Raw genomic sequence first — 25,233 nt, 5'->3', positions numbered from 1 at the left:
TCGATCACCTTCTTTCGATCACCTTCCTTTCGATCGCCTTCCCTTTTGACCACCTCACGAGCACACCCCGTATTGGACCTCAGACTACAGAAAGGTAGTCACCCTACAGCGCCTACGACGTATCGCTTACCGCACCGCAAACGTTTGCGGTTCATAATTGGCGCCATTGTGAACCAGCGGATTCAGACACTGGATCGACTCATTCCTGCTTTACCCAAGGACTGCGACGTGAAACGACACGGCATCTTGAACGGACCTCTCAGTGGCCACCTCGCCCGTCTCGGCCATACCCATACCGTGGTGATCGCCGACGCCGGCCTGCCGATTCCCGAGGGCGTGCCCTGTGTCGATCTCGCGGTGGTTCCCGGCCTGCCCGCCCTGCTGCCGGTGCTGGACGCCCTGCTGGCCGAGCTGTGCATCGAGGCCACGACCCTGGCCGAGGAACTGCCGGTCAAGAGCCCCTCCTTCCATGACGCCATCGTCGAACGTCTGGACACCCTGGACCGCCTGTCACTCGCACCGATCGGCCGCCAGCAGCTCAGTCATGAAGCCTTCAAGGCGGCGCTGCCCGAGGCGAGCGTCATCGTGCGCACGGGCGAGTGCACGCCGTACGCCAACGTGATCCTGCACTGTGGAGTGCCCTTCTGATGCAGAGCCATGCACAACCACGGGTGCTGATGGCACTCAAGGGCATCGACAAGGGCTTCTCCGGGGTCAGCGTGCTCAAGGGTGTCGACCTGACGCTGCGCGCGGGGCGGGTGCATGCGCTGGCCGGCGAGAATGGCGCGGGCAAGTCGACGCTGATGAAGATTCTCTCCGGCGTCTATCGCTATGACGCCGGCACGCTGTGGCTGCGTGACGAGGAAGTGGTCTTCACCACCCCGCGTCAGGCGATGGACAGCCGCATCGCCATCATCCACCAGGAACTCAATCTGGTGCCGGGCCTGTCCGCCGGCGAGAACATCTTCCTCGGCCGTGAGCCGCGCACCGCGCTGGGCACCGTCGACTGGAAGCGTCTGCATCGCGATGCCCGCCAGCTGCTCGACCGCCTGCGCCAATCGCTGGATTCCCGCACCGCCGTCAGCGAGCTGAGCATCGGTCAGCAGCAGATGGTCGAGATCGCGCGTGCGCTGTCGCTGGACGCCGAGATCATCATCATGGATGAGCCCACCGATGCGCTCACCGACATCGAGACCGAGATTCTCGCCGAGGTCGTCGCGGAACTGCGCGCCGAAGGCCGCTCGCTGGTCCTGATCACCCACCGCCTGAACGAGATCTTCAGCATGTGCGATGAAGTCGCCGTGCTGCGCGATGGCCAGATGATCCACCAGGGGCCGACGGCGGAGCTGGATGAAGATGGGCTGATTCGCCTGATGGTCGGTCGCGAGCTGGCAGAACGCTACCCTTACACGCCCGCCAGCCCTGATGGCGAGATGATGCTCGAGGTGAAGGATCTCGAGGCACCGGGCGTCAAGGGCATCAGCTTCTCTGCCCGCCGCGGAGAAGTGCTCGGGTTTGGCGGCCTGATGGGCGCCGGGCGTACCGAACTGGCCCGTGCCCTGTGCGGCGATACCCGCATCAGCGCCGGCAGCGTGCAGCTGCATGGTCAGCCGGTGAGATTTTCCTCGCCGGCCGAGGCATTGGCCGCGGGTCTGGTATACGTGCCGGAAGACCGCAAGCAGGCGGGCCTGATTCTCGCCCACTCGGTGGCCAGCAACATGTCGTTGAGCGCCCTACCGAGTTTCTGTGGCGCGTTCGGGCGCATTCGTCATGGCGAGGAAGCCGCCGCCGTCGAAAACTTCGTCAAGAGCATGCAGATCAAGGTCAGCAATACCGACCAGCCGGTCGATACGCTGTCCGGCGGCAACCAGCAGAAGGTGTCGCTGGCCAAGGCACTGATGCCGGCGCCGGAGCTGGTGATTCTCGATGAACCGACCCGTGGCGTGGATGTCGGCGCCAAGCGCGAGATCTACCTGCTGATCAATGAGCTAAAGCGCCAGGGCAAGTGCGTGCTGCTGATCTCCTCCGAAATGCCTGAACTGCTCGGCCTGGCCGATCGCATTCTGGTGGTCGCCGATGGGCGCATCTCCGGCGAGTTCAGCCGTGAGAACGCGACTCAGGAAGCGATCATGACCGCGGCCTCGGGCCTCGAGAGCCCGCTCAGCGGCGACAGCGCTTCGAAAACCAGCACTTCATCGACAAACGCTGCATCACGCTCTACCGCACGCCCGTCTTCTACCCCCGATTCCTCCGCTTCCCGCCACGAGATGCCGAACTGATGTCTACTCCTTCTTCCTCTGCCGCCAGCGGCCGCCGCCTCGACGTCATGCGCCTGCTGGTCGACAACAAGGCGCTGATCGCGCTGGCTCTGCTGATCGCCGTAAGCGCCGGCCTGTCCGACAACTTCCTGTCGTCCGACAACCTGCTCAACGTGCTCCGCCAGACAAGCATCAATGCCATCATCGCCATGGGCGTGACCTTCGTCATCCTCACCGCGGGCATCGATCTGTCCGTCGGCGCGGTACTGGCGCTGACCGGCGCCTTTGCGGCCTCGATGACCGCCGCCGGCCTTTCCCCCTGGCTGAGCGTGCCGGGCACCATCATCGCCGGTGCCGGCCTGGGCGCCATTTCCGGCCTGTTCGTCGCCTTCGGTCGCATCCAGGCCTTCATCGTCACGCTGGTGGCGATGACGGTGCTGCGCGGTGCCACGCTCGTCTACACCGATGGCCGCCCGGTCTCCATCGGCGTCAGCGAAGCCGCCGACAGCTTCTGGAATCTGGGCGGCGGTTACTGGCTCGGCGTGCCGATCCCGATCTACATGATGTTCTTCGTCTACGTGCTGTGCTGGGGCGTGCTGCATCACACCCGCTTCGGGCGTCACGTATATGCGGTCGGCGGTGGTGAGAAGGTCGCGCGCCTGTCCGGCATCAACGTCAATCGCATCAAGATCAGTGTCTATGCCATCGCGGGTGCCTTCGCGGCACTGGCCGGTGCCATCCTCGCCGCGCGTCTGGGCTCGGCACAGCCGAATGCCGGCACCGGTTACGAGCTGGACGCCATCGCGGCGGTCGTCATCGGCGGCACCAGCCTGATGGGTGGCCGTGGACGCATCTTCGGCACCTTGATCGGGGCACTGGTGATCGGCGTGCTCAACAATGCGCTGAACATCATGGGCGTCTCCAGCTACTACCAGATGATCGCCAAGGGCGCCGTCATACTGCTCGCGGTACTGATCGACAGCCGCGCGCAGAAATAGAAGAGCAAGTACCGCAGAAATAGAAGAGCAAGTAAGTAATACACGACACGGTTTCATTCCCGGCAGCATCGAAGACCCTCGCCCCCGTGCGCCAACCACGGGGGCCCTCCAGCGGGTCGCCGACAACAACGAAAGGACCATCGCCATGAAGAAGAACGGAAAACTGCTCACCTCCACGCTGACCACCGCCATCACTGCCGCAGGCCTGAGCTTGATGCCGGTGCAATCCGCCATGGCCGACAAGATCGCGCTGGTGGTCTCGACGCTGAACAACCCGTTCTTCGTCAGCCTCCAGCAGGGTGCCAAGGACAAGGCCGAGGAACTGGGCCACGAGCTGATCGTACTGGATTCCGGCGATGACGCCGCGCGTGAGCTGTCCAACGTCGAGGACGCCCTGTCCCGCGGCGTCGACCTGCTGCTGATCAACCCGACCGATTCCGATGCCGTGGTCTCCAGCGTGCGCACCGCCAATGGCCGCAATGTGCCGGTGGTGACACTGGATCGCAGCGCCAACGGTGGTCGTGTCGCGGCGCACGTCGCCTCCGACAACGTCGCCGGTGGCGAACTGGCGGGCAATTTCATCGCCGAGAAACTCGCAGGCAAGGGTGAGATCGTACAGCTGGAAGGCGTCGCCGGCGCCTCGGCCACGCGTGATCGCGGTGAAGGCTTCATGAAGGCCATCGACGGCCAGTCAGGCCTCAGCCTGGTGGCCACTCAGCCGGCCAACTTCAACCGCACCCAGGGCCTGAACGTGATGGAGAACCTGCTGCAGGCGCATCCGGGCGTGAATGCCGTCTTTGCCCAGAACGATGAGATGGCGCTCGGTGCCCAGCGTGCGCTGCAGGCCACCGGCAAGGACATCCTGCTGGTCGGCTTCGATGGCACCGATGAGGGCATCAAGGCCGTGCAGGCCGGCAAGATGGACGCCACCGTCGCCCAGCAACCGGCGCTGATCGGCAGCCTCGGCGTCGATACCGCCGACAAGCTGCTCAAGGACGAAGACGTCGAGAAGACCATCTCCGTGCCGCTCAAGCTGATCACCGAATAAGCGATCACACGGCTCACGCCGCCTGCATCGTAAGACAGGACGCCGGCCACTGGCCGGCGTTTTTTCGTCTTTTTGCGTCTTTCCATCAATGGCGTGTCTTGCTCGCCTCGCAGGGCCAGTGACGCCCGCTCGACTTTCACCATCAGGCTCACCACCAGGGATAGAAAAGTGATTCGACTCAAGGATGTGGCGGCACACGCTGGAGTTTCGGTAACCACGGTGTCGCATGTCGTCAATGCCACCCGCCCGGTGGCCAGCGCGACTGAAGCACGCGTACGCGAGTCGATTGCCACACTTGGCTATCGACCGGACAGTGTTGCCCGAGCACTGAAGTCCAACCGCAGTCGCACCCTGGGGATGATCGTCACCAGTGCGCACAACCCCTTCTTCGCCGAGGTGATCCGCGGTGTCGAGGACCGCTGCTACCAGGCGGGCTACAGCCTGATCCTGTGCAACAGTGACGATATCGACGCCAAGCAGCTCAGTTATCTCGAGACGCTGCGGGACCGACGCATCGATGGCTTGGTAGTGATGACGGCCGAGAACGGCGCCGGCTTTCTCGAGGCGCTCAGCGCCCTGCCACTGCCGACGGTGATGATGGACGCCGAGCCCCAGCCGGGCTGGGACATGACGGTGGTCAATGACGATTCACGCCTGGGGGGCAAACTTGCCATCGAGCACCTGCTGGCGCAGGGGATCGAGCGCATCGCCCTGCTGACCGGGCCTCGTGATCATGCCCGTTCCCGCGAGCGCCTGAGCGGAGCACTGGACGCCCTGCACGCCGCCGGTCTGGGGCTCGCCGAGGACTGGCAGATCGCGACCCAGTTGATGCTGGCCGACGGTCATCGCGCGGCCCACCTGCTGCTGGCCAATCCGGCCGACAGACCCGATGCCATCTTCGCCTTCAATGACCTGCTGGCGCTGGGCTGTCTGCGCGCCGCCCAGGACCTGGGCCTTGAGGTACCGAAGCAACTTTCGATCATCGGCTACGACGATATCGAGATCAGTGCCTACCTCTCACCCGCCCTGACCACCATCCGCCAGCCGATCTATGCGCTGGGCACCACGGCCGTCGATCAGCTGATCGCACGTCTGGAAGGCACTCCCTTCCCGGGCCAGACCCAACTGGCCCCGAGGCTGGTGGAACGCGACAGTGTCGCGCGGCCAGGCCAGTGCCTTCTGGGCCACGTTTAAGCACAGCTACGTTTGAGCGCAGCCACGTTTGAGCACAGTCAGGCTTGAGCGCAGCCAGGATTTAACGCCTCCAAGGTAGATCTCAGGATATATACCAGATGAGCATCAAACATATCAAACAACAACATTTCTCTTATAGGTGAACACTGCCTACTCTGCCCCTCGTGAATCACCGCTGCCACGCCTGGCAGCACGAACATGAGGACACCCAGGTGACAGGCACTTCTTCAAGCACTTCCCCTTCAAGCACTTCTCCATCGGGCACTGCGCGATCAGATACTGTCCAGGCAGGCACTGACACGCCGACATCGACACCAGAGGCCGACAGCACGCCCGCCATTGGCCGCGGGTTGTTGCTGCTGATGGCGATCGCGGTCGCCGCGACTGCCGCCAATCTGTACTACAACCAGCCGCTGCTGGCGGAGATGGCCCGCTCACTGGGCGTGAGCCAGGGCACGATCGGCCTGATTCCCTCTGCGACCCAATTCGGCTATGCCGCCGCCATCCTGCTGATCTCGCCGCTGGGCGACACCATGGACAGACGCCAGCTGATCCGCAATCTGTCCATCACCCTGGCACTGGCCTCACTGGGCATCTTCCTGGCCCCCAGTTTCTGGCCGCTGTTGCTGGCAAGCTTCGTGGCCGGACTGGGCGCCAACATCACCCAGCAGCTGATTCCGCTGACCGCCTCGCTGTCCACCCCCGAGGCGCGCGGCAAGAACATCGCCACCCTGATGACAGGGCTGACCATCGGCATACTGCTGTCACGCACCCTGAGCGGCAGCATCGGCGGATACTGGGGCTGGCGCAGCGTCTTCCTGGTGGCGGCCATCATCACCGTCATCATCGGTGTGCTGCTGCATCGTCACCTGCCCAGCCGCGCGCCTGCCGTGCAGATGGCCTACCCCAGACTGATCGCCTCGATGGGCACGCTGTTCAAGCAACATGCCCTACTGCGGGAATCCGCGCTGACCGGCGCGCTGTGGTTCGCGGCCTTCAATGCCATGTGGGCGACGCTGGCCATTCACGTCACCGATGCGCCGTTTGACTACAGCGTCCAGCAGGCGGGGCTGTTCGGCATCATCGGGCTGGCGGGCATCTTCGGTGCCAAGGCGGCGGGCCGACTGGTCAATCGTGTCGGCGCGGGGCGTCTGATCAGCTTCGCCCTGGTGATGGTGCTGGCGTCCTTCGCGGTACTCGCCGCGTGGGGTGACAGCCTGGCCGGACTGATCGTCGGCATCATCCTGCTGGACCTGGGCGTCTTCGCGGCCCAGATTCCCAACCAGGTGCGCGTGTTCTCGATCGACCCCAAGGCCCAGAGCCGCATGAACGCCGTCTACATGCTGTGCTATTACCTCGGTGCGGCAGCCGGTTCCGCCATCGGCGTCAAGATGATGAGCGTATATGGCTGGCAGGGCATGTCACTGTTCGGGCTGGCACTGTCAGCGGTGGCACTGGTTCATCATGGTGTGAAGCAGCGTCGCTCGGCCTCTTCAACACAGTGAGATCAGGACAGTGAGATCAAGAGAGTGAAACGAGAGCGCAAGCGAAGCGCTGGGTGGGCAAGCGAGGCGCGAAAGAGAAAGCGCGAAAGTGATGAAAGCGAAGCGATGAACGGCTGAGAGCCTGAGATGGCGCCTGGTCAGCACGTCGAGTCATGGGCATTCACACCCCATGCCACGGCAGCTGGCCAGGCGCCTGAAATGGTGGCGCAATTCAGGTAAACTCTGCGCGCCATTTCGGTGCGTCGCCGAGGTGGTACGCGATTCACGACCCGTTATCGGGGCAAGAACCCGTCAAACCCTCGAGATCCACATGAAGCTCATCGTCAAACTTATCCTCGGCATCATTGCCGGCCTGCTGATCGGCCTGATGGCCCCGGATGCCCTCGTACGTGCCGCGCTGACCGCCAAGGTCATCATCGGCCAGCTGATCAACTTCACCATCCCGTTGATCATCCTGTTCTACGTCATGAGCGGCATCGCGTCGCTGCCGAAGAATTCCGGCGCCATGCTGGGTCGCACCGTCGGCATGGCCTACGGGTCGACGATTCTGGCCGGCATCTTCGCCTTCCTGGTGGCCAGCAACCTGCTGCCCGGCATGCTGTCCGGCATGGCGCCGGTCGCTGAAGGCCGCGATGCCCTGACTCCCTTTCTCGATCTCGAAATCCCCGCGGCACTGCCGGTGATGACGGCCTTGGTGCTGGCCTTCGTGTTCGGCGTGGTCATCAGCCGCCGCGAACTGCCGACCCTGAAAAGCGCCGTCTTCGAATCGCGTGAAGTGGTCGAGGTGTTCCTCAATCGCGTCATCATCCCGCTGCTGCCCCTGTTCATCGCCGGCACCTTTGCCGAGATGGCCTACGAGGGCAAGGCGCTGTCGACTCTGGATACCTTCTGGAAGGTGCTGGTGCTGGCGATCGTTATGCACTGGATCTGGCTGAGCACGGCCTACCTGATCACCGGCCTGATCCAGCGTCGTTCTCCGCTGGGCCTCCTGCGCAACATGCTGCCGGCCTACCTGACGGCGCTGGGCACCATGTCGTCGGCGGCGACCATCCCGGTCAGCCTGCGTCAGACCAAGGCCAATGGCGTCAGCGATGAAGTGGCCAACTTCAGTGTGCCGCTGTGCGCCACCATCCACCTGTCCGGTTCCACCATCACCATCGTCACCTGCGCCACCGCCGTGATGATGATGAGCCACAACCTGGCACTCGCAAGCCTCGGCGAAGTGATTCCGTTTTTGATCATGCTGGGCCTGACCATGATCGCCGCGCCCGGGGCACCGGGTGGCGCGGTGATGGCGGCGCTTGGCGTGCTGGGCAGCATGCTCGGCTTTGGCGAGGCGGAACTTGGCCTGATGATCGCGCTGTATCTGGCCCAGGACAGCTTCGGTACCGCCACCAACGTCACCGGCGACGGCGTGATCGCGCTGTGGGTCGATCACTTCGCGCGCCGCGATGGAGTAGTGGCTACTCCCGAGTCGGATGCCGCGACCGGTGAAGCACCGGTGGCACGCTCACAGCCGTGAGCTGCCCTATGTGCTGAGCCGTGAGCTGTCTCATGCTCTGAGCCGTGCAAGAAGTGAGCTGAGCCACCTGTGCTGACAGTCGTCAAAAGCCCCGCCTCCTTTCGGAGACGGGGCTTTTTCATGCCCGCGGTCATCCATACGGTCATCCATACGCTCATCTCCACGGTCTTCCTCACGGCAATCCTCTCAATCACCCCGCAGGATGGCGTGCCGGCGGCGAGGTGAGACATGACGCCGCGCCGTGCCTGACACCCACAGGCCAAACGGCTACCATTGGCGCCCACGCGCGAGTGCTGTCATCGCTGCCGTACGCCATCACCCTGTTACCGTTGCCGGAGTGCCAGATGTCCCTGCTTCCCCCTGCACTGTTCTGTCCTTCGATATCACTACCGATATCTCGCCCGCGTCTGGCACGCATGTTCGCCACCCTGTCGCTCACCACTGCCAGCCTGACCCTTGCCCAGCACGCCAGCGCGCTGGAGATCGGCATGCCCGCCGATGGCGGTGTCAGCGTCAGTCCCGCCGTGATGCTCGAAGCCGAGGGCACCCTCGATGAGCAACTGAGCAGCCCGCTGATGCTCAAGCAGTTCTCAAGCCACGAGGCCGTGGAGCAAGGGCTGAGCGACGGTAGCCTCGACGCCGCCTACCTGACGCCGCAGATGCTCAAGGCTCTGGCCGAAGGCGGCATGTCACTGCGAGTGCTGGACGGCGCGGATCTCGACGATGTCAGCCTGGTCGCGCGTGACGAGCTGATCCGCTACACCGAATTGTTCGAGCCGCAGGAGCTGCTGATCCGCTTCCTCAACGACACCACGCGTGCGGTGCGAGTGGTGATCAGCGATGACGATGCACGCTCGCATCTGGCCTTGAAGCAGTGGGTCGAGGTCAAGGTCGGCTCCAGCATGCAGCTGGTCAGCCCGCGCTCGCTGGAAGAGCTTGAAGGCGATGAATATGTCGGCGATGCGCCCCAGGCGCTGATCAACAGCCGCAAGATGCACGCCGCCTTCCTCAACGGCGATGACGCGACGCGTCTGGTGTCGCTGCATCCGCTGTCCAAGGACTGGCTGCCGCGCGCCGACATGCTCGACCTGCCGCGCATGCTGCTGGCCAGCCGCGCCGATATCGAGGATGCCAGTCTTGAGGCCGAGCTCGAGTCGCTGGCCGTCGCACACGCCCGCATGCAGCAGAGCCTGCACGGTGAGGAGCAGATGAAGCTCGCCTTCACGCTCAAGCAGGCCTGGCCGGCGGATGCCGGTGAGGCACCGAGCCTGCCCAGGGTGGTGCATGCGCTGAACGGACGCTCTATCCCGACCGCCGACATGCGCACCGCCCTCAAGGACTGGCTGGGCGGGCAACAGTCAGCGGTCAGCTGGCCTGAGCTCCAGCAGTAAACCCAGCAGTAAACCCAGCAGTAAACCCAGCAGTAGACCCAGCACTAGATCCAGCGGTCATGCCCGCCACAGGGCGAATGACAGACACAAAAAAACCCGCCGATTGGCGGGTTTTTTCGATCAACGGCAACGATCAGGCGTCGAGGGCTTCAGCGATCTGGGACTGAGCCTTCGGGCCGATGCCCTTGACTTCAGAGATCACGCCATCGGCGTGAGCCTTGCGAACCTTGGCGACGTCGTCGTAGCCAGCGTCAGTCAGGGCACGGATAGCGGCAGCGTTGAGGCCGAGGTCTTCCAGAGAGGCCGCATCGGCTTCTTCGGTCGCTTCCTCGACGGCTGCGCCCATCGGCATCATGCGAGACTGGGCGATGGCCTGTTCGCGTGCCAGACGTGCCTTGTACTGCACCAGCTTCTGGTTGAACTCGTGTTCGACCTGCTTGCGGTGCTTGTCAGAGGCTGCGGCTTTCTCGCTCAGGCGTTCGTTGCGAGCGCGCAGGTCTTCGACTTCCTTCTTTGCCTTGTCACGGGCATTACGGAGCTTGTCGGCTTCTTTGCTGGCTTCACGCAGCTGACGCTCCAGCTCCTTGATGCGGGCGTTCTGGTCCTGCTTGGTGTCCTGCTCCTGAAACAGGGATGCAAGCTGGTCGTCAAGATTAGCGTCGGTCATACTGCTATGTTGCCTCGAATAATTGATAAAGAGCTAAAGTCTGGGCGCACATTCTACCGCAGTTCTTCAGTTTGTGCTGCATTTGAGCGCAACCCGAGCGGGATGAATGTGAATCGGGGGTCCTGCATGGGGCAATATTACCCCAATTGTGTGACATCGCCAGTCACGGATGATCCAGTCACGGATGAAACTGAACACGGGATGAGACGGCCTGAACGCACACGACAACCGCACTCTCGGCGCCATGGGGCAGGTCACGGAAAAGACAGCCCACTTTCATGGGCTGTCTTTTTACTCAGCGACCAAGCGCTTGCGCAGGCCTGTCAGCACAGACCTCAGCGCCTGCACCGGACTCAGTGCCTGCACCGGACTCAGTGCCTGCACCGGATTCAGTGCTTGCGCCAGTCCTCGAGCTTGTCGCTCAGCTGCTGACGACGCGTGTCGGGTGATGCCAGCGTCTCGGACTGATGACCTTCCCCGAAGCGATTCTCGAGATAGTCCATCAGGTTGATCAGCTCATCATCGGTCAGGCTGTCATCGAAGGCCGGCATGAAGACACTGTGACCATTGTTCTCACGCTGCACGCCATTGAGGATCGCCTGGGCCAGATTGTCCGGATAGACACTGCCGGTCACGCTGTTGTGGAACAACGACGGGTAGTAGCCATCCTGGGTGCCGGCGCCATCCGCGCCGTGACACATGGCGCAGTGGCCCAGATACAGACGCACGCCCGGAGTCGCGTCATTCAGCTGACCGATCAGGTCTTCATCATCGGGGCGCTTGTCCAGCGGCTGACCGCGCAGCAACAGCACGTCATCGGCCGGTGCACCCTGATTGAAGCGCGTGGCGACCTGCGGCTCGCTTTCGGCCTCGCGATCGCCATCATTGACCGCCTCGCCCTGCTCGCCCTTGCCATCCACCGCTGGAATCGACTTCAGATAGACCGCGATGGCGCGCAGGTCATCTTCACTCATGTGACGCATGGAGTGCTCGACCACATCCGCCATCGGGCCGCCAGCCTGCGCCTTGCCCTTGAGGTTGCCGGTCGCCAGATAGGTCTGGATATCCTGCTCGCTCCAGCTGCCCAGTCCATCCTGCATGTCCGGCGTGAGGTTGAAGGCGCGCCAGCCTTCGATCATCGCCCCGCCGAGATAGCCTTCTTCATCACCGGTCAGTGCCGTTTCCTGGAAGGCGAAGCCACGCTCGGTGTGACAGCTGCCACAGTGGCCCGGCCCCTGGACGAGATAGGCACCGCGGTTCCAGTCATCGCTCTTGTCCTCGTGGTCCTGCCACGGCTCCAGCGGCGAGAAGATCTCTTCCCACAGCGCCATCGGCCAGCGCATGTTGAGCGGGAACGGAATCTCGCTTTCGCGGTTGGGCGTACTGCTCGGCGTCACCTCATGCATGTTCCAGGCGTAGAGCGCCTTGATGTCCTCATCCGTCAGACGGGCGTAGGACGGGAACGGCATCGCCGGATAGAGGTTGTGACCATCGGCAGCCTCGCCCTCGCGCAGCACACGGGTGTACTCCGCGAGGGTGTAGTTGCCGATGCCGTGCTCGGTGTCCGGGGTGATGTTGGTGGCGTAGATCTCGCCCACCGGGGTCTCGAAGCCGAGGCCACCGGCATATTCATCGCCGTCCTCGGTGCTGTGACAGGCCGCGCAATCGCTGGCGCGCGCCATGTACAGACCCTTCTCGATCAGCGCGGGGTCATTGGTGGCGGCCTTGTCGGCTTCCACCTGGCTGGCGTGCTCGTCCTCGCCGCTACCACAGGCGCTAAGCAACAAGGCGCTGGTGCCCGCAATGGCGGCCAGGCGGACGGCACGGGTCAGGCGTGCGGGACGAAGGATCGGGCGGGCACCGCGACCTTTCTCATCAATGGCATCACGGGTGCCAGCAGTACGGACGTGCGGGACCATGCTTATATTTCCTGTTCGAGCAGATCGGCAATACGCAGAGACAACGCCGCGATGGTCAGGGTGCAATTGACCGACCCGACGGTGGGCATGCTGCCGGAGCTGGCGACAAACAGGTTGTCATGGCCATGTACTCGGCAATCGCGATCCACCACGGAGTCTTTGGGGTTGTCTCCCATCAGGGTCGTACCGCAGATATGCTGGTTGTTGGAGAACTCATCACGGAACGCGATGTCGGTGCCTCCCATCAGCTGAGCGATACGCGCATATTGTTCACGGGTATGCGCGGCGCTGCGCTTGACGTAATCATCGATAGCATAACGGAATTCCGGGCGCGGCAGGCCGAGAGCGTCACGTTTTTTTGACGGCGTGATGCGATTGGCAGCCTCTGGCAACAGCTCGTGGAAGCTGTCGAACTGCACATAGCGGCTGGCGCGGTTATCGATCTGCGCCTGCAGATCCGCGCCGAGCCTGAGCGGTGTTTCCGACAGCACCTCCGTGGTCATCTGCTGCGTGCGGGCAATGTTGGACAGGTGCAGCTTCTTGGACGCGAAGTCCTTGCGGAAGTCGCCGTCGCGCCAGGTGATGATCGAGGTCATCTCCTGAGGGCCACGCCCGGCCCACAGCGGCTCATCGGCCAGAAAGCTCACCCCGGTGCCGGGATGGTCCATAAGATGCCGGCCGACCATGTCGTTCTGGTTACCCACCCCATCGGGGGTATGGGCGTTGACCGACATCTGCATCAGCTTGGGCGTCTCGATGCCATTGGCCGCCAGCACCACTCGCGCCGCACTCAGGCGATGCTGCTTGCCGTCGGGGTCCAGATAACGTACCTCGCGAATCTTGCCGCTGGCATCGCTTTCCAGGTGATGCACGATGGCATTGTCGATCAACCTGGCACCGGCACGTTCGGCCTTCTCGACATGGATGATGCCGGAATACATCGCGCCGATCGGGCAGATGGGCATGCAGTTGTTGTTGCCGCAGCAGGTCGGGCGCTCATCATAGGGGCGGCTGTTGCGCGCCACCGGCTCGGTGACCATGTCAAAGCCGTGGGGATTGATGCGCTCGCTGACCCGCCGCTCGTTCCACGACAGCGGCAGCGGTGCCATCGGATACTCAGCGCTGCGCGGGCTGCCGAGATCGACATCATTCGGCCCCCAGACACCCAGCGCGACCTCGGCCCGGAAGTAATAGTCTTCCAGATCGTCATAGCCGATCGGCCAGTCGCGCCCGACGCCATACTCGCTCTTGAGCACGAAATCACTGGGCAGGAAACGCCAGGAAGACGCCGCCCAGTGCCAGGTAGTGCCGCCGACGGCGCGAATGTACTGGGCGTCGTAGGCCTGCTCGCCCTTCTGCACCAGATAGTCGGCATTCTCGCCGTAGAGCATCGGATGGGGCGCTGCCTTGCTGGCAGGATAGGGCCCCATGAAGTCCATCTTGTTGGCCTGGTTGCGGAAGCGCTCGACGATCTGCCAGCGCTGCATGCGCGGGCCGGCTTCCAGCATGATGACCGACTTGCCGGCCTCGGCCAGGCGATGTGCGATCAGGGCACCGGCGACACCAGACCCGACCACGATCACATCGGCATCATACGAACGGGATTCCTCGGCCATGCAGGATTCTCCTCGGGAAATTGGGAACAGCAACAGGAGCGGTCAGGGCGCCCCTGGAAGGTCTAGCACGCAGGCGATGTCAGAAACTGATGCCACGCCCGGTCAGAAGCTGATGACCAAGGACGGACCCAAGGCCCGTCTATTCGCCACGCGCAAGCCTGGGGAAAAAGCGTGGCCACTCAGGCCTTGGGTGCCTCTGCCCAGAACCCCGGGCGATTGGGGCAATAGGTACGCACCACCTGCACATCGCGCGGCCCGGCATACATGCCAGCGCGCTCGAAGGCAATGACCTCGGCGGCGGGGTCACTGATCGACTTGCCGACCGTGCCCAGCATCCAGGCCTGCAGCAGACGGCGCACCAGCGCCATCTCGCCGTCACTCAGGTCTTCCTGTTTCACGTACTCTCGCGACTCGCCTAAGGCCAGCAAGCGGGTCTTGAGGGCCGGCAAGCTGCCGACACCGGGCACTCCCTCGGCCGGAATTCTCGCCAGCGCCTCGAAGTAGCGCTGGCCCAGCCGCTCATCCAGGGTCTTGTCGCTGAGCAGCCAGCGCGACAGGACCATGAACGTCGCGAAGGTACTGTCATCCTGCGTCTGTTGCTCGTCAGCGACCGTCTCGGCCAGGGCCTGAAGGGACAGGCCGCCGAACACGGCAATGCCTGCCCCACCGAGCCCCAGCTTCAACAGCTGGCGACGTGAAGGATCAGTAGCGCTCTGGGATGTCGACATGCGGCCCTCCCGGACAATAAATGGTTCACCCGACGCCAGTGCACAAGGCGGTATTGCCACCTGTGTGCTGCACCCGAATAGCACTCGAACAGCACACCAGCAGACCTTGAGCGGTTCTGAACAGCTCTTGCGCAGCCCTTGCACAGGGTTTGATGAGTTGCATGGTAACAAGCGCCATCACGTTATAGACAAACGTATAATGAACAGGGAGTTCCTGTTTAAGCAACTCCAGAGGCATGCTTTGCGCAACCCAGCCCGCTCACGGACAAACGCTTGCTGCTGGCCTACTGACAAGGGTCGGTCGAAACCGCGAGAGTTACCAGCGGATGTCCGCGAATGCCGATGCCTGACGGAAGAGTCACCCGCGCCAGCCTCCCGCTCACCGGCAGTTCCCTGACTGTGCTCGGCGCAGTAGGATGTGGGGCAAAGGCAGCAGCTGTGGCCAGACTGGCTCGCTCACGAGCCGACGCCCGCGCCGCCCATCACTCGACTTCAGGGAAGACTTGCCATGCTTCGTCACTTGCGTACTCCGCTTGCTCTATTCATGTGTACCGCCGTTCTTGCCGGGTGTGAAAGCGCCTCGCGCATGGCCGACAGCATTTCGCTGCCGGACTTCGGCTCTTCGCAGACCGAACAGGGCGAGCAGCGCGTCCAGCGCACCGTCGCCTTCCCGGAGGCGGAGTACGCCAAGCTAGACAAGACCGGCACCTCGGTGATCAAGGGCCGCATGTCCTATGAGTGGCAGGGCCAGACGATCTACGCCAACCGGGCGGGCATCTCGATCGCACCGGTCACCACTTACTCCGCCGAAGCCGCGGAACTGGCGCTGGCGGGCAAGACGGCGTCTCGCGCCGACCCGCGTGCCCAGGCCTATACCCACATCGTGCGCACTGACAGCAATGGCTACTTCAATGCCACTGGCCTGCCATCCGGCACCTTCTATGTCGCTGGTGTCATCCAGTTGCCGGACGGCACACGCAGCCCGCTGATTCTCAGTCAGGTGCAGGTCGGCCGTGGCCAGACCCGCAGCATCGAGCTGAGCCGCTGACAGCCCGCGTGTTTCTCTTGCTCTGCTTGCTGCCCTTGCACCGTCGGATGATGGCCACCGCACCATGACGACACTCTCGCTGCGCGCCTATACCCCGCAGGCCACGAGTCATGACCACGACCACCACCAGCTGGTGCTGCCGATCCGCGGCCATCTCGATATCCAGGTCGGCAGCCATCACGGCACCGTGGTCACCGGCGAGTGCGTCATCATTCGCCCCGGGGAATCGCACCTGTTTCATGCCAAGGACGCCGCGCGTTTCATCGTCGCCGATCTGGACTACCTGCCCGACAATCTCGCGGCGTCGCAACGCGTGGTGTTCTCGATCAGCACCCTGCTGATGAACTACCTGCTGTTTCTCGAAGCGCAGCTGCAGGGTGAGGTCGACAAGTACATCGATCAGCTCTCCATCGCGCTTTTTCTCGGCCTGCTGGAGAAGCAGACCTGTGATCAACGCGTCGATCGTCGTCTGCTCAGAGTGCTCGATGTCATGAACGCGCAGCTGGCCCAGCCCCACGACGTGGCATCACTGGCCGAGCTGGCGCATCTGAGTCCGACCCAGTTCCACAAGGTGTTCCGCGACAATCTGGGCGTCAGCGTCAAGCAGTACCTGACCGCCAGACGCATGGAGCGCGCGCGGGCGCAGTTGATCCATACCGATCTCAGCGTCCAACAGGTCGCCGAGGCCGTCGGCTATCAGAACCTTTCCGCCTTCTCGCGGCGCTTTTCCCGCTACTTCGGCCAGTCGCCACGCGAGATGACGCGTCAGTATTCGAGCCTCACTCCCCCGAATGACTGAATGACTGAATGACCGACTGACTCGATCATCTGAACAACCGATTGAGCACCCGAACCCAGCAGTCAATCACCGCACGCTGCCGGTATATGACGTTTTGCTTTTCCTGGCAGATTAGAGCGTAGTTTCAGCACAATATATTCTCGCGATGAGGCGTAATCTCGTGCACACCGAGACACACTTCATTGCGAGCCATCCACCATGCAGCACTCCTTCTCCCGGACGCCCTTCCGCCCAGCGCTGGAACGCCAGATCGGCAATCTCTCCGTCCTCACGGCTGCCCTGCTATGGGGCACGACCGGCACCGCCGCCCACTTCAATCAGGATGTCAGCCCGTTGGCCACCGGCGCCTTCGCCATGGGCTTTGGCGGCATTCTGCAGGCCGTGCTGTCGCGACGAATCCTCCATGAGGAGCTGGCCGCCCTGCTGGTCCACAAGCATCTCGTGCTGTGGGCGGCGCTGTTCATCATCGTCTACCCACTGGCCTTCTATTCGGCCATGGAATACACCGGCGTGGCGATGGGCACCGTGATCACCATCGCCACGGCGCCGTTGGCGGCAGCGGTGCTGGAATATGTGCTGGATCGCAAGCGCGTCAGTGCGCACTGGTGCGCGGCGCTGATGCTGGGCATGGCCGGCGTGGGGTTGATGGCCATGGGCGAGACACGCCTGGCAGACACAGCGGCGCACGCCACTGCCAGCGGCGTTGCCAGCGAGAGCCGCAAGCTCATCGGTATCGGGCTGGGCGTGCTGGCCGGCGCGAGCTACGCCACCTATTCGCTGCTTGCCAGACGCATGATGCTGCTGGGCGTGCATCGTCGTGCAGCCATGGGGGCGATGTTCGGCTGTGCCGGCGTCCTGCTGTTGATCGGCCTGGCCATCAGCTGCCTGTTCCTCGATCCGCGCCTGTTCGCCACGCCGGTGAATTCGGCGGTCGCCATCTACATGGCAATGATCCCGATGCTGCTGGCCAGCCTCATCTTCGGGCGCGGGCTCGCCAGCGTGCCCATCAGCCGGGTGACGGTACTGACCATGTTCGAGCCACTGGTGGCGGGCCTGTTGGCCGTCATCGTGGTCGGCGAGCAGTTCACGCTGATGGGGGCCATCGGCATGGTGCTGATCATGACCTGCCTGATGCTGCAATTGCGTCCGCAGGCAACGCAGGCGTCGATGGCCAGCCCGCAGGCAGACCTCGCGGCCTGGACGACGCCCGACACGGCCTGCGACGCTCAAGTTGATACACACGGCGACACACGCGACGGCATTGATGAAATTGAGGGCAAGTCACATTGCGCGCCCTGAGCAGTAGCCAGCTGTCGCGGCAGCTCACTTGACCGAAAGTGGTTTCAGCACACTTTCGCCAGCGCTTATGCGGAGACTGAAAACGGCCACGGGATTGGCAAGACACGCAAGGACATCACCATGACAACCACTCGCTCCGATATCGCTGCCTCTTCAAGGTCGGCCGACATGGGTAGCCTCGCCGTTCTGTTTGCCGCGCTGCTGTGGGGCACCACCGGCACGGTGGCCCACTTCAATCAGGATGTCAGTCCGCTGGCGACCGGCGCCTTCGCCATGGGCGTCGGCGGCTTGCTACAGGCTGTGATCGCGCGGCCCAATATCATGGGCTGCCTGGGCCTGTTGCTGGCGCAGAAGCGCTGGGTATTGCTCGGCGCCGTGTGCGTCATCATCTACCCGCTGGCCTTCTACTCCTCGATGCATCTGGCCGGCGTCGCCATCGGCACGGTGATCACCATCGCCACGGCGCCACTGGCCGCGGCGATTCTGGAGCGCCTGTTCGGCCATCACCGACTCACGCTGAGCTGGTATATCAGCCTCGCGCTGGGCATTGCCGGTGTAGTGATGATGGCGATGGGCGAAACGGCCACTCATGGCGGAGACATTGCCGCCGTCAGCGCCGGCGGTGACCCGATGGCGACAGGGTCAGGGAGCGTGCCTGACGCTGACTGGCAACGTCTGGGCGGTATCGTGCTGGGCATCATCGCCGGCACGACCTACGCCGCCTATTCGCTGATCGCCCGGCGCATGATGGACCACGGCACCCACGCCCGCGCCGCCATGGGCAGCCTGTTCGGCGTCGCCGGTATCGCGTTGATCGCAGGCCTGGGCCTCAGCATGCTGGTGGCCGACCCGCGCCTGTTCGCCACCCCCGGCAATACGGCAGTCGCGCTCTACATGGCGCTGGTGCCGATGTTCCTCGGCTATATCGCCTTCGGCTACGGCCTGAAGACCGTCGCCGCCAGCAAGGCCACCCTGCTCACATTGCTCGAACCGCTGGTCGCCGCCCTGCTCGCCGTCACCATCGTCGGGGAACATATCGCTCCGCTCGGCTGGCTGGGCATGGCGCTTATCGCCGTCTGCTTGGTGATTCAGGTGAAGCCATCCACCGCCTGATCTAACCGAGCGGCACGACGAGGTGTTACCGAATGCGAAAAGCACAAAGCCCCAGCCTGAGTTTCAGGCTGGGGCTTTGCATTGCCGGGCATGTACTCACGGGCTCACGCCATCTCAATCACTCGCCGTGAAGAGCGCACGACGTCAGTGCGAGGCAAGCTCGGCGGCATCAACGTGCGGAGTTATCCGGCGTACGCCCTTGGCATCCTGCGCATAGGCACGATGACGCACATCCCAAAGCTCCACGGCATGCTGGATGTTGAGCCAGAACTCCGGCGTATTGCCTAACGCAGCCGCCAGCTTGATGGCCATCGGGGCCGTCAAGGTCCCCTTGTCATGCACGATACGGCTCAGGGTATTTCTGTGCACTCCCATCGCCTCGGCCAGGGTGCGGATGTCGATGTTCATCGGCTCCAGAAACTCTGCCGTCAACATCTCTCCTACCGTCAGTGGGCGCCGCTGGGTGTTTCTCATCACTGCTACCTCCTCTAGCCCTTGTAAGCATGCGGGTCTAGATATGTTTGATGGGCAATCCCTGCCTCCCATCGGAAGATGAGTCGATACTGCTTGTTGACACGAATCGAGCAATAACCTGCGAGATTGCCCTGCAGATGCTCGAATCGATTGCCCGGTGGAATCCTCAGATCAGACTCCTGACTTGCGGCATCGAGAATCTGCAACTTGCGATAGAGCGAACTGGAGAGCGCCGCAGGTATCTTGCGGTGGCCAACATCTTGCTCGTAGAAGCTCTCGAGCCACACATCCCTGAATTCCACCGCCATGGCAGCACCTTTTCCCCCTATTCTATGCACAACCATATTGTGCATCAAGTGACTCTACCCTGAAGTGGCTCTCCCCAGACGCTTCTCCCCCCATGAAAAACGCCCAACGAGTCCAGGACTCGTTGGGCGTTTCATATTCCTCTGCCCTTCACATCAGACACTCAACGACTCATGCCGCCGTCTTGTTGGCCAGCTCGACCTTGGCAAGCTTGATCAGTCCGCCATAGACGACGAAGGCGACCACGACACCCACGACGGGCGGCATGAAGGGTGAGCTCCAGGCGCACAGGCAGGCGATGGCGTAGGCGGCGAGGCCCGGCCAGTGATAATCGACCTTGGGCATCTCGGCGAGGCGCGGATACTGCCCTTTGTGACCGAGCCAGAAGTTGGCCATGATCACGCCGCCGATCGGCGGGATGAAGGTGCCGAGCAGAATCAGGAACGGAATCAGCCACTCATACATGCCGAGTACCGCCAGCACTGTGCCGATGGCCGCGCCGCCCAGGGTGACACGCTGACGATGTGGGGTGCGCAGCAGATTGCAGCCGGCGATCGCGAAGTTGTAGATGGTGTTGTCCTGGGTGGTCCAGATATTGAGGAACAGCATCAGGACGGCGAGGCTGACCAGCCCCTGGGCGATCATCACATCGACGATATCGGCCTGCTGGTAGATCATCGCGCCGAGCGCGCCGGTGAGCACCATCAGGCCATTGCCGACGAAGAAGGCCGCCAAGGTGGCAATGACGGCAATCTTCGGCGAGCGCGCGAAGCGGCTCCAGTTGGTCGCCTGGGTGGCGCCACTGATGAAGGTGCCGATCACCGCGGTAATGGCGGCCGTCCAGCTCATGGAATCCGTCGGCGTCAGTGCCGCAAGGCCTGCCACGCCACCGACATCGACCATGCCGGTGTAGAGACTGAACAGGATGAACAGCAGCATGGCCGGCACGGCGATGCGCGAGAGCATGTCCAGCCCGCGATAACCGATCATCGCCGTCAGACAGAAGGCGAAACCGAAGATGACCATCAGCGGCGTGGTCAGCCACTCCGGCAAGCCGAGCGTCTTGACCAGCACGATGGCGATGGTCGCGGTGCCCCAGGCGTACCAGCCGATCTGGGTGAACCCGAGCACGAAGTCAGACAGGCGGCTGCCCTTCTCGCCAAAGCACAGCCGGCCCATCAATACCGAGTTGAGGCCACTCTTGCAGGCGATATAGGTCAGGGCGGCGGCGTAACCGCCGAGCAGCAGATTGCCGATCACGATGATCCACAGCAGTTCATTGAGCGCGAACGCGGCACCCAATGACCCACCCGCCCACATGGTGGCGGTAAAGAAGGTGAAGCCGAGCAACACCATCGAGGTGGAGAGCAGTCCCCGTCGTGCCGAGGCGGGCACTTCGCTCAAGGGATAATCATTGCCGGATTCGCCTGCCATCGTTGCCTGGTCTGCGGAATGAGGTGAGGAGTGTTCTGCCATGAGTGCCTTCCTGGAGCTCGGTCGTGAGTCGTCGAGTCTTGTGGTGGTGTCAGCCTGCCTGAACGCCGGCCACCGCCCCCTGCGGGCAAGGTGGCGGGCAGGGCGGAGGTCAGAGCGGCGGTCGCTACCCTACCACCACGCAAGATTCACGCCACCCATCCTCAAACCGTGCAAGACGCCAGCTCGCCGCCTGTGCCATGAAGCTGACACAGGCGTCAGGATCCGGCCTGCCAACAGGCGCGGTTGGGCGCAAGACTGCCTCCAGAAATGATTTTGCGACAAGTCCAGCGCAGCACCTACGAACCCATCAGGTACGCCGACGTTGGCATCATCTTGAGCGCCAGACACCAGAACGCCACGCGGCGCACTCTTTCAGTGCAGCGCGTGGCGTGGCTCCCGCCATCCTTCACTGACATCAAAACCTGACGCCAAGTACAGGATGCAAATTTTTTCAGCCTTTCCTTGTTTAGCGGTTCATGCTGAAGCCCTTCAGCTGCTCGCCAGCACCCCTTCGCTGGCGTTGACCTCTTCGCTGTCCATCAGGCGCAACCGGACCGGCACCGATTTCGAGGCGGGCGTGTTGCTGCGCGCATCGCGGTGATCCAGCGGAATCAGGTCATTGGTTTCCGGATAGTACGCTGCCAGACAGCCCGTCGGGATGTCGTATTCCTTGAGCTTGAAGCCTGCCATGCTGCGCTCGACGCCGTCTTCGCTGACCGTTTCCAGCGTCACGCGCTGACCCTCGCTCAGCCCCAGCGTCTCGAGATCCTGCGGGCTGATCATCACCACCATCCGCGTGCCATAGACGTCGCGATAGCGGTCGTCATTTGAATAGACAGTGGTATTGAACTGGTCGTGACCGCGCATGGTGATGAGCAGGAAGGTGCTATCCATGTTCAGGGTCTCATGGGTGACCTTGTCGAGGCCCTCCTCATCCGTGCCCAGCCCCTCGGGGAACAGGAAGTTGGCACGCCCCGAGTCGGTATGCCAGATGCGCTCGCGTGGGGCGATGCGGATATGGAAGCCGCCCTGAGCCAGGCGCGCGTTGTAGTCGGGGAAGATCTGCGGGAAGACCTCTTCGATACGATCACGAATCCGCGCGTAATCCGCCTGCAGCCAATCCCAATCCAGGGTGGGATGCGGCGGCAACGTCGCCTTGGCCAGCTGACAGGTGATGGCGATCTCGGAGTGCAGACTTGGGTCCGCCGGCGCCATCACGCCACGCGACGGCGCAACGTTGCACATGCCGTCCTCGGCGCTGGAGACCTGCTCCGCGCCCTTGCCATCGGCACCGGCCTGCAGGTCACGCTCGCTATGGCCGATCGTGGGCAGCACCCAACCATGCTTGCCGGGGTGCAGGTGGCTGCGATTGAGCTTGGTGGCGATATGCACCGTCATGTCCATCTCGTGCACCTTCTCGACCACGCGCTTCTGATCGGGAATCGCGCGAAAGAAGTTGCCGCCCATGCCGATGAAGGCGCGTACCTCACCGCGCAGAATCGCCTCGCAGCATTCAGCGACATCATGGCCGTTCTCGCGCGGACACTTGATGTCGAAGACCCGATCGAAGGCATCCAGCATCGCGTCATTGGGCAGATTCTCGATGCCGACGGTGCGGTCGCCCTGTACATTGGAATGGCCGCGTATCGGGCAGGCACCCGCGCCGGGCTTGCCGATATTGCCGCGCAGCAGCAACAGATTGATGATCTGCTGGATGGTGTCGCCGCCGCGCGCATGCTGGGTGATGCCCATGCCCCAGCAGCAGATCACGCGCTCGGCCTCCAGATAGGTCTGCCCCGCCTGTTCCAGCGATTCACGTGACAGGCCAGACATGGCGACCAGGTCCTGCCACTCGAGCTTGCGGCAATGCTCGGCGAAGGCATCAAAACCGTGGGTGTGCTGGGCGATGAAGTCGTGATCCAGATAGCCCACCGCATGCGGATTGCGCTCGCGCAGCGCATCGTCGGCCTCGATCACGTACTTGCACATCGCCTGCACGGCAGCGAGGTCCCCGCCGATGCGCAGCTGATGATACTGACTGCTGATCTCGACACCCTTGCCGCTCAGCATGTCCTTGGGCGACTGCGGGTCGGCAAAGCTGACCAGCGCCCGCTCGCGCAGGGGGTTGAAGCTGACCACCTCGGCCCCTCGGCCACGCGCCTCGTGGAGATCACCCATCATGCGCGGGCTGTTGGTACCGCTGTTCTGGCCGAAGATGAAGATGGCATCGGCCTGCTTGAAGTCCTCGAGATTGACCGTCGCTTTGCCGATGCCGATGGACTCCGGCAGCGCCCGCGAGGTGGTCTCGTGGCACATGTTCGAGCAGTCCGGGAAGTTGTTGGTGCCGTACATGCGCCCGAACAGGGAAAACAGGAACGCCGCCTCGTTGGAGGTGCGCCCCGAGGTGTAGAACTCGACCTGGTTCGGGTCCTCATAGCGCTTGAGGCGTTGGCCGATCTCCGCGTAGGCCGCTTCCCAGCTGGTGATCTCGTAGCGGTCCGTCTGGGCGTTGTAGCGCAGGGGCCGCGTCAAGCGCCCTTCCTTCTCCAGATGGTGATCCGACCACTCACGCAGCTCGCTGAGCGTGTTGTTGGCGAACAGCTCATCACTGACACGTTCACGTGTCGCCTCCCACGCCAGCGCCTTGGCACCGTTTTCGCAGAAGTTGGCGCCCTTGGGCTTGTCGCCATTCGGCCAGGCGCAACTCGGGCAGTAGAAGCCATCGGGCTTGTTCATCTTCATCAGGCTGCGATGGCCCTCGATGGGCAGATGCTCCTGCCAGATGAACTTCTCGACCGCCTTGATCGACGGCCAGCCACCGCCCGGCGGCCGGTCCAGCTGACTGCCGGACAGCGACGCCGATAACGCCGGTGCGTGGGACCCCTTGGGGCTGAAGGAATCGACTGGCGTGGTCTGGTCTTGGGACATGTCGGGGCTCCTGACGGTGGCGGCCGGCAGCTGGCATCGATCAGACACCGTGCGGACGCGCCACCGAGCAAAGAATTCAAGGGTCACCCTTGTTTCCTTGCCTCGCGCCAAGGCTTTTTCAAGGCCGATCGGCGTTGCGCACTTGAACTTCCGCCGATCCGCCACCAGAGCTGTACAGACCTGACACAAGCAAGACCGCTCTTGAGCAAGACCGCACACAAGCAGACCCGCCACTCAACACGCCAGACATGATGAGGAGCTGGAACATGACCGTATTTGAAGCCCTGCGCGAGACCCACGACGAACAGCGCCGCCTGCTGGAGATGCTGCTGCAGACCGAAGGTGACAGCGAGCCGCGCGATGACCTGTTCAAGCGCCTCAAGGAATCTCTCACCAATCACGCCGGCGCTGAGGAGCGCGCGCTCTACATGCCGATGATGGAGCACGACATGACGCAGGAGAAGGCGCGTCACAGTGTCGCCGAGCACCATGAGATCGATGAGCTGGTCGAGAAGCTCGAGGCGACCGACTACAGCTCACCGGGCTGGCTGGCCACTGCCAAGCAGCTCGAGCACCTGGTGACCCACCACCTGGATGAGGAAGAGCAGGAAGTCTTCCAGCTGGCAGGCCGCGTCTTCGATGACGCCACCAAGAAGCGCCTCGCCGAGGAATATCACCAGGACATGAAGGCACGCGAAGCGGCCTGAGCCAGAATCCAGCATCGGGCCTAGTTGAAAGCGCTTGGCGCTGTGACAGGCTGAACGCTATCGATAAGCGCCGATGACGCACACCAAAACGGGCTGACCACATCATGTGGCCAGCCCGTTTTGTCATGCATTCGCCCTGCGGCGAAGGCGCTACTGTCTCTCACAGCGTGTGTAAGCGCGTGAGGCGAAGAGTCATCCATCACGTCATCAGCAACGAGACACTCAGCTTACTTGCGG

Annotated in this window: 21 protein-coding genes; 13 read left to right on the top strand and 8 right to left on the bottom strand. The window is 63.0% G+C overall.

The genetic code is table 11. The features are described from left to right. Window positions 1–168 precede the first annotated feature (168 nt). The 8 genes from rbsD (at window position 169) to R2R70_RS06165 (ending at window position 9,916) form a co-directional block, all read left to right on the top strand. On the top strand, window positions 169–648 hold the full coding sequence (rbsD, locus tag R2R70_RS06200) for a D-ribose pyranase (protein WP_410977598.1): 480 nt from the start codon (window positions 169–171) through the stop codon (window positions 646–648). After that, on the top strand, window positions 648–2,279 hold the full coding sequence (locus tag R2R70_RS06195) for a sugar ABC transporter ATP-binding protein (protein ID WP_410977597.1): 1,632 nt from the start codon (window positions 648–650) through the stop codon (window positions 2,277–2,279). The genes rbsD and R2R70_RS06195 overlap by 1 nt, the downstream gene beginning before the upstream one ends. Continuing rightward, window positions 2,279–3,256: a ribose ABC transporter permease gene (gene rbsC / locus R2R70_RS06190; protein WP_107334720.1), complete on the top strand. Its 978-nt coding sequence runs from the start codon at window positions 2,279–2,281 to the stop codon at window positions 3,254–3,256. Before R2R70_RS06195 ends, rbsC begins: the two co-directional genes overlap by 1 nt. A 145-nt stretch (window positions 3,257–3,401) precedes the next feature. Beyond that, entirely contained in the window at window positions 3,402–4,304 is a 903-nt protein-coding gene (rbsB, locus tag R2R70_RS06185) for a ribose ABC transporter substrate-binding protein RbsB (protein WP_054556592.1), read from the top strand. 168 nt (window positions 4,305–4,472) lie between these two features. Next, entirely contained in the window at window positions 4,473–5,498 is a 1,026-nt protein-coding gene (locus R2R70_RS06180; protein WP_410977596.1) for a LacI family DNA-binding transcriptional regulator, read from the top strand. Window positions 5,499–5,860: 362 nt separating this feature from the next. Continuing rightward, complete coding sequence (locus R2R70_RS06175; RefSeq protein WP_410977595.1) at window positions 5,861–7,003, top strand: MFS transporter; 1,143 nt, start codon at window positions 5,861–5,863, stop codon at window positions 7,001–7,003. A 310-nt stretch (window positions 7,004–7,313) separates the two neighbouring features. Beyond that, window positions 7,314–8,525 carry a dicarboxylate/amino acid:cation symporter gene (locus tag R2R70_RS06170; protein ID WP_348470922.1) on the top strand — a complete coding sequence of 404 codons (1,212 nt, stop codon included), beginning with the start codon at window positions 7,314–7,316 and terminating at the stop codon, window positions 8,523–8,525. 344 nt (window positions 8,526–8,869) lie between these two features. Next, window positions 8,870–9,916, top strand: coding sequence for a hypothetical protein (locus R2R70_RS06165; RefSeq protein ID WP_410977594.1), 1,047 nt, complete (start codon window positions 8,870–8,872; stop codon window positions 9,914–9,916). Window positions 9,917–10,049: 133 nt separating this feature from the next. Here R2R70_RS06165 and R2R70_RS06160 read toward each other — a convergent pair whose 3' ends face one another. From R2R70_RS06160 to R2R70_RS06145, 4 genes are all read right to left on the bottom strand, one after another. Next, window positions 10,050–10,583, bottom strand: coding sequence for a hypothetical protein (locus R2R70_RS06160; protein ID WP_054556587.1), 534 nt, complete (start codon window positions 10,581–10,583; stop codon window positions 10,050–10,052). Between the two features lie 389 nt (window positions 10,584–10,972). Beyond that, window positions 10,973–12,502, bottom strand: coding sequence for a c-type cytochrome (locus R2R70_RS06155; RefSeq protein ID WP_410977593.1), 1,530 nt, complete (start codon window positions 12,500–12,502; stop codon window positions 10,973–10,975). Window positions 12,503–12,504: 2 nt separating this feature from the next. Next, the gene (locus R2R70_RS06150; RefSeq protein ID WP_348470929.1) at window positions 12,505–14,118 is read right to left on the bottom strand and encodes a GMC family oxidoreductase; all 1,614 of its coding nucleotides are present in this window, start codon (window positions 14,116–14,118) and stop codon (window positions 12,505–12,507) included. A 179-nt stretch (window positions 14,119–14,297) separates the two neighbouring features. Then, window positions 14,298–14,846, bottom strand: coding sequence for a sugar dehydrogenase complex small subunit (locus R2R70_RS06145; protein ID WP_131432111.1), 549 nt, complete (start codon window positions 14,844–14,846; stop codon window positions 14,298–14,300). 586 nt (window positions 14,847–15,432) lie between these two features. On the opposite strand from R2R70_RS06145, the gene R2R70_RS06140 reads away from it, so the two are divergent. From R2R70_RS06140 to R2R70_RS06125, 4 genes are all read left to right on the top strand, one after another. Continuing rightward, a complete protein-coding gene (locus tag R2R70_RS06140) occupies window positions 15,433–15,894 on the top strand; it encodes a carboxypeptidase regulatory-like domain-containing protein (protein WP_234368172.1) in 462 nt (153 codons plus the stop codon). 64 nt (window positions 15,895–15,958) lie between these two features. After that, entirely contained in the window at window positions 15,959–16,693 is a 735-nt protein-coding gene (locus R2R70_RS06135; RefSeq protein WP_348470932.1) for an AraC family transcriptional regulator, read from the top strand. Window positions 16,694–16,891: 198 nt separating this feature from the next. Continuing rightward, window positions 16,892–17,992, top strand: a complete 1,101-nt coding sequence (locus R2R70_RS06130) for a DMT family transporter (RefSeq protein ID WP_410977592.1) — start codon at window positions 16,892–16,894, stop codon at window positions 17,990–17,992. A 120-nt stretch (window positions 17,993–18,112) separates the two neighbouring features. Then, window positions 18,113–19,105, top strand: a complete 993-nt coding sequence (locus R2R70_RS06125; RefSeq protein WP_410977591.1) for a DMT family transporter — start codon at window positions 18,113–18,115, stop codon at window positions 19,103–19,105. A 144-nt stretch (window positions 19,106–19,249) separates the two neighbouring features. Here the strand turns inward: R2R70_RS06125 and R2R70_RS06120 are convergent, their stop codons facing one another. The 4 genes from R2R70_RS06120 to R2R70_RS06105 all read right to left on the bottom strand — a co-directional run bounded on the left by R2R70_RS06120 (window position 19,250) and on the right by R2R70_RS06105 (window position 24,289). Next, entirely contained in the window at window positions 19,250–19,579 is a 330-nt protein-coding gene (locus tag R2R70_RS06120) for a HigA family addiction module antitoxin (protein WP_348470936.1), read from the bottom strand. Window positions 19,580–19,593: 14 nt separating this feature from the next. Then, entirely contained in the window at window positions 19,594–19,887 is a 294-nt protein-coding gene (locus R2R70_RS06115; RefSeq protein ID WP_248378087.1) for a type II toxin-antitoxin system RelE/ParE family toxin, read from the bottom strand. Window positions 19,888–20,056: 169 nt separating this feature from the next. Beyond that, window positions 20,057–21,361, bottom strand: coding sequence for a cytosine permease (codB, locus tag R2R70_RS06110; protein WP_410977590.1), 1,305 nt, complete (start codon window positions 21,359–21,361; stop codon window positions 20,057–20,059). A gap of 489 nt (window positions 21,362–21,850) precedes the next feature. After that, on the bottom strand, window positions 21,851–24,289 hold the full coding sequence (locus tag R2R70_RS06105; RefSeq protein ID WP_410977589.1) for an FdhF/YdeP family oxidoreductase: 2,439 nt from the start codon (window positions 24,287–24,289) through the stop codon (window positions 21,851–21,853). Between the two features lie 266 nt (window positions 24,290–24,555). Between R2R70_RS06105 and R2R70_RS06100 the strand changes: the two genes are divergently transcribed. Further along, complete coding sequence (locus R2R70_RS06100) at window positions 24,556–24,996, top strand: hemerythrin domain-containing protein (protein WP_107334709.1); 441 nt, start codon at window positions 24,556–24,558, stop codon at window positions 24,994–24,996. Window positions 24,997–25,233 lie beyond the last annotated feature (237 nt).

This window comes from Cobetia sp. SIMBA_158, from assembly GCF_046566945.1.
GTDB lineage: Bacteria > Pseudomonadota > Gammaproteobacteria > Pseudomonadales > Halomonadaceae > Cobetia > Cobetia amphilecti.
Note: the sequence above shows the minus strand (reverse complement) of the source record. Positions and strands in the feature narration are given on the sequence as shown.

Excerpts from the sequence above, each read along its gene's own strand:
- R2R70_RS06195 (WP_410977597.1), top strand. The coding sequence starts at position 648 with ATGCAGAGCCATGCACAACCACGGGTGCTGATGGCACTCAAGGGCATC.
- rbsC (WP_107334720.1), top strand. The coding sequence starts at position 2,279 with ATGTCTACTCCTTCTTCCTCTGCCGCCAGCGGCCGCCGCCTCGACGTC.
- rbsB (WP_054556592.1), top strand. The coding sequence starts at position 3,402 with ATGAAGAAGAACGGAAAACTGCTCACCTCCACGCTGACCACCGCCATC.
- R2R70_RS06175 (WP_410977595.1), top strand. The coding sequence starts at position 5,861 with ATGGCGATCGCGGTCGCCGCGACTGCCGCCAATCTGTACTACAACCAG.
- R2R70_RS06170 (WP_348470922.1), top strand. The coding sequence starts at position 7,314 with ATGAAGCTCATCGTCAAACTTATCCTCGGCATCATTGCCGGCCTGCTG.
- R2R70_RS06165 (WP_410977594.1), top strand. The coding sequence starts at position 8,870 with ATGTCCCTGCTTCCCCCTGCACTGTTCTGTCCTTCGATATCACTACCG.
- R2R70_RS06160 (WP_054556587.1), bottom strand. The coding sequence starts at position 10,583 with ATGACCGACGCTAATCTTGACGACCAGCTTGCATCCCTGTTTCAGGAG.
- R2R70_RS06155 (WP_410977593.1), bottom strand. The coding sequence starts at position 12,502 with ATGGTCCCGCACGTCCGTACTGCTGGCACCCGTGATGCCATTGATGAG.
- R2R70_RS06150 (WP_348470929.1), bottom strand. The coding sequence starts at position 14,118 with ATGGCCGAGGAATCCCGTTCGTATGATGCCGATGTGATCGTGGTCGGG.
- R2R70_RS06145 (WP_131432111.1), bottom strand. The coding sequence starts at position 14,846 with ATGTCGACATCCCAGAGCGCTACTGATCCTTCACGTCGCCAGCTGTTG.
- R2R70_RS06140 (WP_234368172.1), top strand. The coding sequence starts at position 15,433 with ATGGCCGACAGCATTTCGCTGCCGGACTTCGGCTCTTCGCAGACCGAA.
- R2R70_RS06135 (WP_348470932.1), top strand. The coding sequence starts at position 15,959 with ATGACGACACTCTCGCTGCGCGCCTATACCCCGCAGGCCACGAGTCAT.
- R2R70_RS06130 (WP_410977592.1), top strand. The coding sequence starts at position 16,892 with ATGCAGCACTCCTTCTCCCGGACGCCCTTCCGCCCAGCGCTGGAACGC.
- R2R70_RS06125 (WP_410977591.1), top strand. The coding sequence starts at position 18,113 with ATGACAACCACTCGCTCCGATATCGCTGCCTCTTCAAGGTCGGCCGAC.
- R2R70_RS06120 (WP_348470936.1), bottom strand. The coding sequence starts at position 19,579 with ATGAGAAACACCCAGCGGCGCCCACTGACGGTAGGAGAGATGTTGACG.
- R2R70_RS06115 (WP_248378087.1), bottom strand. The coding sequence starts at position 19,887 with ATGGCGGTGGAATTCAGGGATGTGTGGCTCGAGAGCTTCTACGAGCAA.
- codB (WP_410977590.1), bottom strand. The coding sequence starts at position 21,361 with ATGGCAGAACACTCCTCACCTCATTCCGCAGACCAGGCAACGATGGCA.
- R2R70_RS06105 (WP_410977589.1), bottom strand. The coding sequence starts at position 24,289 with ATGTCCCAAGACCAGACCACGCCAGTCGATTCCTTCAGCCCCAAGGGG.
- R2R70_RS06100 (WP_107334709.1), top strand. The coding sequence starts at position 24,556 with ATGACCGTATTTGAAGCCCTGCGCGAGACCCACGACGAACAGCGCCGC.